Raw genomic sequence first — 12,445 nt, forward strand, 5'->3', positions numbered from 1 at the left:
CACTAAATCCGCCTCCTCTGCCACTTGAGCGACCGCCACCGCCATTTGAGTCTGAACCACCTCGTCTAAAGCCCATTGGCAAAGAGCCACCTTGGCTATTTTTCTTAAAAACGTCTTTTAATATTAGAAAAAATACCGCAAATATAAAGGCAAAAACGCCAAAGATGATAAGGTAGTTTTGCACGCCAAATCCTTGCTCAAGTGCGGTTGATACAAGCCCAGCAAAGCACGTACTAAAGCCAGTTCGCATAAAAAATTTGCCAAAGATCACAGAGGCAAAACAAGAGAGCATGCCAGCAAAAAAGGCAAACACGCCAAAAGGCAAGTCGCTAAGGCTAGTTTTGTTACTAAATTCCTCGCCGCTAGCCACTTTTATGATCGCCAAAACACCATCTTTCACGCCTTCGCTCATATTGCCGTTTTTAAACTCAGGTATCATCACGCCATTTATGATCTGGCTTGAGATGGCGTCAGTTAGCACCCCTTCAAGCCCGTATCCAACCTCGATGCGGACCTTTTTCTCATTTGGAGCGACCACCAAAAGCACGCCGTTGTTATCTTTTTTTTGACCTAGTTTGTAGCCTCTAGCTATTTCTAGCGATAGCTCTTCTATGCTCTTATTTTCAATCGAATTTAAAGTCACGATGGCGATTTGTGTGGTGCTGTTTTGCTCGAAATTTTGCACTAAGCTTAAAAGCTCATCTCTTTCATTTTGTGAAAAGATATGAGCCTCATCGTTGATCTGCTCATTGAAATTTAGAGCAAAACAAAAGCAAAATGCAAAGAGCAAAAGGCTAATGATTTTTTTCATTATTTCTCAAACGAAACTTTTGGATTTTTCATATCTTCGCTGCTAACCTCGATGCCTTGTTTTGGCTTCATCTCTGGGTAGAAAATGCCTACTATAAATTTACCTGGAAAGCTTCTAAGAGCTACGTTGTACTCTTTTACAGCCTCGATGTAGTCGCGTCTTGCTACGCTTATGCGGTTTTCTGTGCCTTCAAGCTGGCTTTGGAGTGAGAGGAAATTTTGGTTTGCTTTTAGCTCTGGGTAGCTCTCACTAACTGCCATCAGCCTGCTTAGAGCTGAGCCTAGCTGACCTTGAGCCGCCATAAATTCTTTTATCTTCGCCTCGTCGCTAAGGCTGCTTGCGTCGATGCTTACTTGCATGCTCTTGCTTCTTGCGTTTGCAACGTCTTCAAAGACCTTTTGCTCGTGAGCTGCGTAGCCTTTTACAGTTTCAACTAAATTTGGCACGAGATCGGCTCTTCTTTTGTATTGATTTAGCACCTGAGACCACTTTTCGTTGGTGTTTTCATCAAGCACTACAAATGAATTTGCGTATTTGAAAGCGCCAAAAACAAGTGCTGCTATGACCACAACGATGGCTATTAAATTTTTCATGTCTTCTCCTTTAAAAGGAGTGATATTAGTAAAATAAGGCTTAAAAAATGATGTAAATTTGAAGTTAGGTAAGTGAAGTGAGTGGCTTAAAGCGCACTCACTTTTGGGGATTATAGGTCTGTTTGGATTTTATCTTCAATGATAATATGTACTGTATGACCATTTCCAGTTTGATCATTTACAGTATCGTTGCTTGTATAGCCTTTTGAGCCAAAGTCAGCATGTACTGATGGGTCTTCATGCCACTTACCTTTTATATCTACCTTGCTGGTGCTATCACCTCTTATCTTAAGGATAGTGTTGATGTTATCAGTCATAGCAAAGATATCTTTTGCGTCAAATTTGATCTCAGAGTTGCCTTTTAGCTCGATCCTTTCGATGCTCTCAACTTTTGTGTTAAGGTCAGTAACGCCGCTAAGATCTACGTGAGAAGTATCTCTAAAGACGATCGTATCAGATGTACCCTCTCCACCTTTCATCACTTTGCTTGGATCATAATCCATCCTAAAGTCTTCAAGCTCTATGCGAAGTGTATCGCTATGAGTTTTATTTACAAGACCGCCTGGAGTTTTAAGCGTAGCATCTACTTTTAGATCATAAGCTGATCTTGCGTTGATGTCTAGTAGTTGCTCAAATACACCCTTGCTCATATCATCAGCTGTTAGCACGTGATTTACTGTCTTTGTTTGAGCGTGATTGTCTGGATCAGTATATTTGATCTCAACTGTATCACCTACTCTTGCATCATCGCTAACATAAATTTTAACTGGCGTTGTATCTTGAGTTTTGTTGTTATCACCAAAGTTTTCATTGCCATATAGATGTCCATCTCTATTGCCGTCTTCGCTAAACTGCATACCTCTTATAGCGTCCATCTCGACTTTTGCATGATCTTCTGCGCTTACAGTAGTTGTTCCATCAGATAGAGTGACTTTTGCTTTTGTCTCTTGTCCTACCGCGATAGCTGCATCAAGCTCAAGTGGTTTGCCATTTTCAAGAGTGAATTTGCTGTGATCAGCTTGATTTTCTAGTACGATATTGCCAAGTGGATCTTTGCTAAAGACTTTAAATTCTTTCGTCACAGGTATTGTGCTACCAGCATTTGTGATCTCAACTTTTATACTATCGCCAGCTATTACGCTACCAGGGAGAGATACACTTACTTTTGAAGTATCGCTACTTGTCTCATCTCTTGTGATAGTGCCATTGTCGTTTGCATCAGCAGCTATGCTTACACTTAGACCTTTGCTGCTTAGCTGCGCTAGTTTTGCCTCTGCGTCAGCATGTGCTGTTTGATCATCTTGAGTAGTTATAGTCGCATCTACCTTTGTTTTCTCACCTGGCTTCATAGGGACATTATCTACTTCTATGGTGTTAGTTTTTGTGATGTCTTGTGGCTCGTGGCCTGGTTCTTTAGCGATAATGACACCATCTTTTTTAGTTATCTCAAATGTTCTAGGTGTTTTTACACCTGTATTTGGATCAGTAATATCCACTATTACTTTATCCCCCGTTACAACATTGTAAGGCACTTTTACGCTTACTGTTGTAGTTTTTAGATGATTATCTGATATAGCCTCATCTCTGCTTAGCTCATTGTTTCTATTAGCATTATCTTCGTTGAAAATTACGCTTAGCTCGTTATTGTTTATAGGATCTAGTATCGCCTCAGCTGATTTAGATGAGACATTAGGTATATCTACTTCAACCTTAGCAGGATTTGTAACACTCACTGCGATACCATCTATCTTTAGTAAGTTACCTGGTGCTAAAGGCACATTGTGCCCAGGTCTATCTTCTATAGTTAGCACGTGGCTATTGTTGCTAGTTACTTTATATGTAGTTGGCACACCATTTACTTTTACAGTAAATGTATCACCTGTATGTAGGTCGCCACTTGGTAGAGATACGGTTGCAGATGTCGCTTTAACCTTACCATCTGAGTTTGCCTCGTCTCTGCTTAGTTTGCCATTCCTATCTTTGTCCTCATCGATAAGTACATAGAAATTTGTACTACCATCGCCATCAGCATCAAGCAAGATATCACTACCAGCTTCTACCTTATCGACGCCTGTTGCATCGCTAACTGTTGCACTTACCTTGCTTGTTTTATCTTCTTGTAACGGTACTGTATACTCAACAGCTTTATTGCCAACTACATTTAGATCATCTACTGTGATATTACCCTGAGCGTCTTTGTGGATAGTATGGCTTGTAGTAGTTGGTGCGCCATTTTCTATGCTTGTAGTTATCTTTAACACGTCACCATCTACAACATTGCTTGGTAACTTAATAGTAGCTGTAGTTGTATTTACTACATTGCCGTTGCTGTCTTTTGTAGCTTCATCTTTATTTAAAATTCCGTTAAAGTCTGCATCCTTATTAAATATAACAGTCATATCATCGTGAAGCTTTTCAAGGGTAGCGTGGTTTGTTACTATGGTTTTTGCATGATCTTTGGCATCTGTAAATGTTGCTTGAGCCTCTGTATTTTTACCTTCACCTATTACTATGCCTGGTACTGTGATTTTATTATCACTATCAGCTGTTATAGTATCAGTGCCATCTGTTAGAGTAATGCTATTGCCATTTCTTGTGATAGTAAATTCTTTTTGTAAAGTTGTGTTGCCCTCAGCTTTAACCTCAAGTATCATCTTGTCGCCAGTTATCACGTTATTTGGCACTTTTATTTTTAGATCAGTCTTATGAAGATCACTATCTTTCATGCTCTCATCTCTTGTGATAGATGTATTAGCATCAACGTCTTCGCCAAAGAAAATTCCAGAGTCATCAAGCTCTGTTACGCTTACGCTATTTGTTCCAGTAGCACTTTGAACATCATCTTTATCGATGATAGTAGCTGAAATTTTAGTCTCAGCTCCTGTTAATGTACCAACATGAGAAATTTTAAAGCCGTTGTCGCTTACTGCTACATCATTGCCATGCTCATCTGTTATCTTAACACCTGAAGCATCTTTATGAACATTAAATTTAAGCGTTCTATCTTTAGTTGTGCCATCAAGCTGTGGCTCAGTGATCTTAACTTCGATCCTATCGCCATCTACTGCATTTTTAGGGATCTTGATAGTTGCAGTTGTGTTAAATTCATCACCATCATCAGCTGAAGCTTTCCTGCTCATAGTTTTTGAGTTATGCGCCTCATCAAAGATAACCTCAGGTGCTTTTACATGCTCTAAGCTAGCTGAAACTTCTGGCTCATTTATATATGTATGTCTGCCTGGTGTCATGTTTGTGATACTAGCTTTTATAGTAGTATCTTTTCCATTTCTTAGATCAAAGCCTGGTACTTCAAATGAGTATTGATTAAAGCTCTCTTTTGTCAATGGGAAATTTTGTCCGCCATTGCCAATCTCTGTTATACTTGTTACCTCACCTTTATCATTCATATTTATAGTGAAATTTCTTGTATAAACGCCATTTGTAGGCTCATTTATAGTAAGTGTAACTATGTCACCATTGTCTATTTTGTTTGGAAGTCTTATAAGAGCTGTTGTTTCATTTACTTCATGCTCATCCATGCTCTCTTGTCTTGAAATTTCATGAAGAGTATCTTGCTCTATAAATTTTATCTCCATGTTTCTGCCGATAGGTATTACATTATCTTTATTAGACTCTGCACTCTTTGGTGTGTCATCTGCAGCTACGACATGAGCACTTGCATAGTTCCATACGTCAGGGAATACTGGTAATGATGTATTTACCTTATGGTTATCAACATCTGCTTGTGTAAGAGGCACTATTTTTGTTGTATCATGTTTTGTTAGTGGATCAGTGTAAGTTATAACAACTTTATCGCCTGCTACAACATCTTTTGGAAGTGTAACTTCAACAGTTGTGCTTCTAAAGTTTCCATCTTTACTATTTTCCCAGTCATCTATACCGCCATCATTATCGTGGTCTTCAGTAAATGTTAAGGTTGGTCTTACATCTGGAGTAACATCATCGGTTGCTACATCGCTCTTCCAAGTGCTAGAGTTTGTGCTATCAGTAACATAAGCATCTACTTTTGAAACTTTACCCTCAGCAACTGGCATATTGTCTATCTTGTAGCCATTATTGATTATATTTTGATCGATAGTAACTTCTCTTTTTTCAGTAGTACCATCTGGTTTTGTTAGTGTAATGTGAAGTTTATCTCCAGGGATAACATCACTTACTTTTATAAGTACTGGTGACTCATTTTGTTTGTTGTCATTGTTGTTTTCTGTGTAAGTTAAAAATTTATCGTTATTTCTATCTTCTGTAAATTCAACGCTTACGCTTGATTTTGTAGGAGTTACGTGATCTTCGCTACTGCCGCCAGTGTTACCTTGGAAATTTGTAACGCTTGCTTCTACTTTTGAGTTTTTACCTGGCTCTACAGGTGCATCTATTGGATGGCCATTAGTTATGATAGATGGAGTGATGGTTATGTTTGTTGTAGTTTCATTACCATTTGGATCAGTTACAGTGACTTTTAGTATATCTCCAGCTCTTACTGTGCCGTCATTTGGTACTGTGATAAGAACTTTAGATGTATTTACATCTGTATCATTTCCATGCTCTACCCTGCTTAAAGTGTGGTTGCCATTTATATCATTTATAAATTTAACAGTTGGTGCACCTGGGATTATATTAACGTTTGCGCCACTAGCACCATTATCATCATCGTTGCCATCATTGTAACCGCCTATTGGGCTATCGTATGAAGCAAAAGCTCTATTTGTATCAGTTAAATTTCTATAAGTTTCATTGATGTTAGAGTAGTGACCGCCTTCAGCAAATCTAGCTTCGCCAAGGCTAACTCCATCTCCACCACCAGCAGCAGCATTACCACCAGCAGCAGTCTCTTCAAGTTTTGTTAGATCGCCACCATTTAAAATAGCATTTTGCAAAGCGCTTATATCAGCTAAGCCCTCAGCACCTATCGTATTTGGATTTAAAGAAAGCGTGTCACTGCCTAGTACAGTTAGCTCTTTGCCGTTATTTGCAACAATAGTTACTTTGTCGGCTGCATCGCTAGTTTTTACACTCTCACCCATATAAACGATGTCGCCAACTTTTAGCTCTCTCTCGTTTCCGTTTTGATCAACTGCGACCGCCTTGCCACTTAGCGATTTTACTACACCCGCTTCTTTAGCCATAAAACTCTCCTTATATAATTTTTTCGGCGATTATATAATAAGAGTGAGGCTGGGGATATTAAGTAAAATTTGGGTAAATTTAAGTTTATTTTTAGTTATTTAATACTCTTTTATCACACTTTAATATTTTTAAAATTCCCCCTAAAAAAGGCATTCTACGTAACTTTTGTGTAAAAAATTTTAAAAAAAATTTTTATATGGTACATGTACCTTTCGTTTCATAAAAGCGTTATTCTGAATACCTTAAAAAAGAGTATCTTTTAAGCTAACACGAAAATATTATGCGATTTTTAGCTACTTTTGCCAAAAAATTTTCTTGCCAAAGCCTAGAGTGTTGCTCGTGAATTTAACCTTTTCAAGGCTTATAGACCAAATTTTTGGATCCATCACTTTTGCATAAAAAAATCTTTTAAAGTAAATTTCTCGCTCACTTGCGCTAGCCTCTCTCATCACCCCTTGAAACTGCACACCCTCTATCTTGCCAACGATCTTCGTATCAAGAGCGATGGTGCCAGCAACGAGCTTTGAGTTTTTTAAAAATTTGATATGTGAGCTCTCATCAGAGCTAGCTAGCAAAAGGCAAAAATTTAGCTCATCAAAAGCATAAAATGCGCTAAAAGCGTAAGGCTGCCCATCATCATCGATGGCACAGACACTTGCAAGATGCATCTTTTTTAAAAATTTAACTATCCTCTCATCCATCTAAATTCCCCTAAAAACACCAAGAATGGTTTGAAATTTAAAGATGACTATGGCGATTATTAGCACCCAAAGCGTAAAAATAATGAGCTCTATTAGAGTAAATTTATCTTTTGCAACCTTTTTAAAAGCAAGCATCGTTAAAAATGCTCCCAAAAAGCCGCCGATTAGCGAAAAGTAGTGGATCGCATTTACTTTTACGAAGCTTGGCAAAAGCCCTTTAAAAAATAGTGAAAACATCAAAATGGCAAGCAAATTTGCAAGTATAAAGTAGTAGCCAACGACTGGCAAAACAGGCCAAAGCTTAGCAAAAACAAAGCTTAAAACAGTTATAAGCATCAGCAAAAAAACCCTAGTCCCAAAACAACACATCGCCCGTCCTTTTTTGACGCATTTTACAAAATTTTGCTTTATGAAATTAAAATTTTGCCGATTTAGCCTCAAAAGGATTTAAAAATGCAAACAAATTTTTACTCTCAAGGAAGCTACAACAACATGAGCTTTTCGATGAAGACTAGCTCAGGCGATGAGATAAGCTTTTCGATGTATGACAACAAAAATTTAGAGTTTTCAAGCCAGAAAAATGGCACTTCAAGCCAAAGAAGCCTAACTCTAACGCACGAATACGGCTACGAGTTTGCCTATAAAGGCAACGGCATAGACGAACAGGATATGAAAGAGATCGAAGAGGCGATGAAGCAAATTCGCCCACAAGTTGATGAGTTTATGAAAAATGTCAAAGAGGGCGATAAGATCGCGGGTAGCAGCCAAAGCATAAGCGAGCTTTCAAACAAGATCAAGCAGATGTTGCCTGACGCAAAAGATCTGGATCACAAAAATTTCATAAATGACAATATGCTAAAGATGTTTGACGAACTTTTAGCTAAAAATGACGCTAATAAAAATCTACTAAGTGCGACAAAGAGGTTATTTGATACCTTGCTTGATGAGAGCAAAAAAGTATCTTACTACGCTTAAATTTAGAGCTTTTGGCTCTAAATTTTAACTAGCGCCTCTCTTTGATAAAAGAGGTGCGACAAGACTATCACGAAATAAAGCTGAAAAAATAATCCCACAAGCGGCACAAGCGAAATGAGATAAAATAAAAGTGTAAAAGCAATAAATTTAACCCCACCGCCTTCAAGCAACGCTAGCTCAAATTTATCGCTATCAAGTGTGTTTGAGCCAACATCTATGAGTAAAAGTTTATAGTAGATGTAAAAAAACGGCACGTTGATGATGAAGAAATTTAAAACTGGCACAAACAAAAGTGGCAAGCAAACAAGCAATATCCCAAGAAATTTCATGATCTCAACCATCATCACCTTTAGCACTCTAGCCGTGCTAGCCTCGCTTTTAAGCACGTAGTTGTAGTGCCTTTTGTTTATCTCTTTAGCTACAACTGGCGTTAAAAAGCCAGCTACGATTAGGGCGATCACGATGCTAATGATGATCGTTAAAAAGGTGCTTAAAACGTAAAAAAGTATGCTAACTATCCACTTTGTAGCGCTAAAGCTTAAAATTTTAATAGCTATAAAAGAGAGCGTCGAGTTTGACTCTAAAAAGGCGAAATTTTCGTTTTTAGCGCCATCGCTTAAAAAGTCAAATATCTCGCCACCTCCCCAGATGCTTAGCCAAGCTAGGCAAAGTATGCTAAGACAAAGCGGCAAGATCGATAGCGTTATAAATTTGGCTGTAAAAAAGTCTTTAAAGCCAAGGCGAAGAAGATTTATCATTTTATCTTTTTGTACTCACGCTCAAGTGCGGCGTAAATTTCATCTATCTTACTAACGCTATTTGATAAAATTTCGCTCATCACTTCGTTATCTTCACGTCCGTTCCAAATTTTCTTATAACTTCCCTCTTTGTAGCCGTTATTTTGACGGAAGCGATTTAGTACGTTTTTAGCAATGTAGCACTCATAAAGCGAGTATAAATTTACGCCACATTTTAAAGACATTGAGAAATAAATTTTAAAGATATCAAAGATGTCATAGTCAAAGCCGCTGCACTCATGTATAAGCATCTCAACGTCGTTCATGATCTCATAAATGCTCTCGTCTTCGACACTTAGTGGCTCTTTGCAAAAGTCGCTAAAACCGCTTGCTTGGCAAATATCCTCAGCCAAAGTTTCAACATCGCCAAGCTGTTTTGCCTTATAAATTTGTAGTGCTAGGCTCATTATAAAGTGCCAGATATCGACAACCTCGATGCGTAAATTTTGCTCATCAGTCTTGGCATCTATGCTCTTCCAGTGCTTCCACGCAAAGCTGTCAATGAGCTCAGCGCACTCCATATATATGCAGCGCCTCCAGCTTATGAGTTTATTTTTATTTGTATAGCCGTTTTCCCAACCAAGCCCGTTTGTCTCGTCATTTAGGCTTTGTTGCATCTTTAACATCTCTAAAACAATAGTTCTTTCATCCATTTTTAAACCTTTTAAATTTTAAATGATTATAACAAAAAACAATTAATGCTTAAACGACAAGCTTGACCCAAATCATCTTAATGCAAGCTTACAAGATGTAAAATCACCCAAAATTTCAAAGGAGAAAAGATGAGAGAGAAAGATCTAGTAGTTTGCAACGTTTGCGGACTAAAAAGCAGCGATGATAAAAATGCAGTTTTCATCCACGCTCACAAAAACGGCGAAGAGGTCGATATCTGCACAAGCTGTATCCCAAGCGTGATACATGGCTCAGGCATGGTTGTAAAATCAAACGAAGAGATAAAAGCTGAAATTTAAATATCAGCCACCATGTGAGAATTCTGCCTTAAAGAATTCTCAAACTCCTCCGCACTCATCGGACGAGATAAGAAATATCCCTGCATTTCATTACAATTAAGCTCTTTTAAAAGCTCTTTTATCTCGTGGCTTTCAACGCCTTTTGCTGTTACTTTTAGCTTCATTGATTTTGCTATATTTATGATAGCAGCGACTACTTGCATATCTTTTTTATTTATCACTGACTGAGCGACAAAGTCATTTGCTATCTTTATGCGGTCGATCTTATACTTTCTGATATAGACAAACGACGTATATCCGGATCCAAAGTCATCTATACAAACATCTATGCTATTTTTCTCTAAAAGTGAGAAAATTTTATCAAGCGTCTCTTGGTCGTTTTTCCAGATATCTTCACTAAATTCAAGCTCAAACTGCTTTGGATTTAGATGGTGTGAGTTTAAAGTTAGCATAAATTCATTTACAAATTTTTCAGATGTGCTTTGAATTTGCGCTACGTTTATGCTTATTTTTGGCACTTTTAGCTTTTTGTTTTGCCATCTTACGGCTTGCTCTACTGTTTTTGAGACAGAAAGCGTGCAGATGTCGTTTAAGATGTCGCTATTTAAGCTAGCTATATCCATAAACTCGCCAGCTTCTTTTTGTCCATACTCTTTTGACTGCCATCTAAGTAGCGCTTCTACGCAGATGATCTTTAAATTTTTAATGTCATAAATCGGCTGAAAATATACCTCAAAATCCTCTTGTAAATTTGCTTTTTTAAGAGCTATCTCTATGTTTGAGCTTTGTTGTATCTCGCTATCTATCTCATTATTATAAACCATCGGGTTTTTGGCTGGATTTTGCTTAGCATAATACATCGCCATATCAGCTTTTTTGATGATATTTCTAGGATCGCTGATGTTATCTCTTGTGACAACGTGGATACCAACGACACTCTTGATCGCAAAGTGATACTTATCTATTTGCAAAGGTTTTTCTATCGTATCTCTTAGCTCCATACCAAGTTTCATGCGTTTAGTGTGGCTATTTTCTTCCATTTTTGAAAGCACGATGAACTCATCAGCGCCGATCCTTGCGGTAACCTCTTGTCTGTTGCATGCTTCACGTATGCGCTTTGCTATCGCTTTTAAAATTTTATCGCCAACTTCATGTCCGTAAGAGGTATTTATATTTTTAAAGCGACTTATATTTATATAATAAACTGCGATCTCTTGCTTCTCGCCCAAAACGCTACACATACCTTTTAGCTCATTTAGCAAAGAGTCTCTGTTGCCAAGAGAGGTTAGATAGTCTTTTTCAGATACGCCCTCTAAGCTTAAATTTATCATCTCAAGTTCGTTTGTCTTTAGGTGCTTCTCTTTGTTTTTAGCATCATGTAAATTTTGCTCTGCGTTATATATCTCTTCGCTTTGATCAAGCACTTTCATAAAATAGCTAATAACCGCTCCAGCTACAACAACAAAAATTATAAGCAGATCAACATAAGATGAGAGGTCAGTTTTTATTAGTATTAGTGCAGCTGAGATAATAGGCACGAGCTTAGATGTTGTTTTTATGCCAACATCTGCTGCGCTTATACGCTTGTTATCACCCCTTAGGTAAAAAGCTCCAAGCATCAAGAGGAAAAATGGCACAAGGTAGATAGAGTGCAGAGCAAAATCATGCCCTTTGTTTATAAGCTCATTATAAAAAACATATAAATTTAATAGCGTAAAAATCGCACTTGCGATTATCAAGAAAAAGCCGCTATGTCTAATATAAAGATGGTTGCTATTAAAAATTTCACTAAGAGCGATGAATAAAATAGATAAATTTACAAAAATAGCAATGCTAGCAGCAAGCTCACTAGGGCTTTTAGGATGGATCAATATATTAAAATCGCCCATGTCGCCAACAATGCAATAAGCAAGCGTGAAAACTAGCAAAAGTACATTAAAGCTATCGGCTAGAACTAGGATCTTTTTATCGCTAGCTATAAATTTGACCACAAAAAATATACCAACAGCGGCCAATAGTAAAAACATAGGGAGTAGATCGAAAAAATGAAGATAAGAAATTTGCTCTTTGCTTCTTAAAAGAAAGTCTTCATTGACACTTCTAATGGCATCAATAATGGTCCAGATAAAGACTCCAAAGCATGCAGCAAGCCAGTGCATAGCTTTAAGCTTTGATCTATTCATAGAGATGTAGATACCAAAAACTACAAGACCAAAGCCCAAAAATATCAACAAATTTTCAAAATTTTTATAGTTTAAAATGCCGGCAAACTGAGAAAATATAAAAAGAGCTATAACGGCATAGAAAATTTGTTTTTGTCTTAGGATAAGTGACGAATTTGACGTAAAAAAAATGTTTCTCTCCATTGTTTATTCTGTTTCAAACCTTATTTTTAGTTATAATTTTGCAAATTTTTCTTTAAGGTTAATTATGAATTGTAATATCGTCTTAT

Annotated in this window: 10 protein-coding genes; 2 read left to right on the forward strand and 8 right to left on the reverse strand. The window is 37.5% G+C overall.

The window, feature by feature from the left end; all coding sequences use genetic code 11:
* The 5 genes from CYP84_RS09940 to CYP84_RS09960 form a co-directional block, all read right to left on the reverse strand.
* A partial coding sequence (locus CYP84_RS09940; RefSeq protein WP_103637427.1) for a TPM domain-containing protein occupies window positions 1-811 on the reverse strand: 811 nt, incomplete at its 3' end.
* Window positions 811-1,404 (reverse strand): LemA family protein, encoded by a 594-nt coding sequence (locus CYP84_RS09945; RefSeq protein WP_103637428.1) that lies wholly within the window; start codon window positions 1,402-1,404, stop codon window positions 811-813. The genes CYP84_RS09945 and CYP84_RS09940, both read right to left, overlap by 1 nt.
* A 110-nt stretch (window positions 1,405-1,514) precedes the next feature.
* Window positions 1,515-6,548 carry a retention module-containing protein gene (locus CYP84_RS09950; RefSeq protein WP_103637429.1) on the reverse strand — a complete coding sequence of 1,678 codons (5,034 nt, stop codon included), beginning with the start codon at window positions 6,546-6,548 and terminating at the stop codon, window positions 1,515-1,517.
* A gap of 294 nt (window positions 6,549-6,842) precedes the next feature.
* Complete coding sequence (locus tag CYP84_RS09955; protein ID WP_103637430.1) at window positions 6,843-7,250, reverse strand: hypothetical protein; 408 nt, start codon at window positions 7,248-7,250, stop codon at window positions 6,843-6,845.
* Entirely contained in the window at window positions 7,251-7,619 is a 369-nt protein-coding gene (locus tag CYP84_RS09960) for an L-arabinose ABC transporter (protein WP_257639672.1), read from the reverse strand. It abuts the gene before it with no gap.
* 84 nt (window positions 7,620-7,703) lie between these two features.
* Between CYP84_RS09960 and CYP84_RS09965 the strand changes: the two genes are divergently transcribed.
* Window positions 7,704-8,225 carry a hypothetical protein gene (locus CYP84_RS09965; protein ID WP_021092115.1) on the forward strand — a complete coding sequence of 174 codons (522 nt, stop codon included), beginning with the start codon at window positions 7,704-7,706 and terminating at the stop codon, window positions 8,223-8,225.
* 17 nt (window positions 8,226-8,242) lie between these two features.
* Here the strand turns inward: CYP84_RS09965 and CYP84_RS09970 are convergent, their stop codons facing one another.
* Together CYP84_RS09970 and dut are read right to left on the reverse strand one after the other, a co-directional pair.
* Window positions 8,243-8,983 (reverse strand): EI24 domain-containing protein, encoded by a 741-nt coding sequence (locus CYP84_RS09970; protein WP_087581362.1) that lies wholly within the window; start codon window positions 8,981-8,983, stop codon window positions 8,243-8,245.
* Entirely contained in the window at window positions 8,980-9,675 is a 696-nt protein-coding gene (gene dut, locus CYP84_RS09975) for a dUTPase (RefSeq protein WP_087581363.1), read from the reverse strand. The genes CYP84_RS09970 and dut overlap by 4 nt, the downstream gene beginning before the upstream one ends.
* A gap of 129 nt (window positions 9,676-9,804) precedes the next feature.
* Between dut and CYP84_RS09980 the strand changes: the two genes are divergently transcribed.
* A complete protein-coding gene (locus CYP84_RS09980; RefSeq protein WP_002940779.1) occupies window positions 9,805-9,993 on the forward strand; it encodes a hypothetical protein in 189 nt (62 codons plus the stop codon).
* On the opposite strand, the gene CYP84_RS09985 is transcribed toward CYP84_RS09980, so the two are convergent.
* Window positions 9,990-12,359 (reverse strand): putative bifunctional diguanylate cyclase/phosphodiesterase, encoded by a 2,370-nt coding sequence (locus tag CYP84_RS09985; protein ID WP_103637431.1) that lies wholly within the window; start codon window positions 12,357-12,359, stop codon window positions 9,990-9,992. The genes CYP84_RS09980 and CYP84_RS09985 overlap by 4 nt on opposite strands.
* Window positions 12,360-12,445 lie beyond the last annotated feature (86 nt).

The organism is Campylobacter concisus (assembly GCF_002912425.1).
GTDB lineage: Bacteria > Campylobacterota > Campylobacteria > Campylobacterales > Campylobacteraceae > Campylobacter_A > Campylobacter_A concisus_AH.

Bases quoted from the DNA above. Each gene is read 5' to 3' on its own strand.
- CYP84_RS09945 (WP_103637428.1), bottom strand. From the start codon at position 1,404: ATGAAAAATTTAATAGCCATCGTTGTGGTCATAGCAGCACTTGTTTTT.
- CYP84_RS09950 (WP_103637429.1), bottom strand. From the start codon at position 6,548: ATGGCTAAAGAAGCGGGTGTAGTAAAATCGCTAAGTGGCAAGGCGGTC.
- CYP84_RS09955 (WP_103637430.1), bottom strand. From the start codon at position 7,250: ATGGATGAGAGGATAGTTAAATTTTTAAAAAAGATGCATCTTGCAAGT.
- CYP84_RS09960 (WP_257639672.1), bottom strand. From the start codon at position 7,619: ATGTGTTGTTTTGGGACTAGGGTTTTTTTGCTGATGCTTATAACTGTT.
- CYP84_RS09965 (WP_021092115.1), top strand. From the start codon at position 7,704: ATGCAAACAAATTTTTACTCTCAAGGAAGCTACAACAACATGAGCTTT.
- CYP84_RS09970 (WP_087581362.1), bottom strand. From the start codon at position 8,983: ATGATAAATCTTCTTCGCCTTGGCTTTAAAGACTTTTTTACAGCCAAA.
- dut (WP_087581363.1), bottom strand. From the start codon at position 9,675: ATGGATGAAAGAACTATTGTTTTAGAGATGTTAAAGATGCAACAAAGC.
- CYP84_RS09980 (WP_002940779.1), top strand. From the start codon at position 9,805: ATGAGAGAGAAAGATCTAGTAGTTTGCAACGTTTGCGGACTAAAAAGC.
- CYP84_RS09985 (WP_103637431.1), bottom strand. From the start codon at position 12,359: ATGGAGAGAAACATTTTTTTTACGTCAAATTCGTCACTTATCCTAAGA.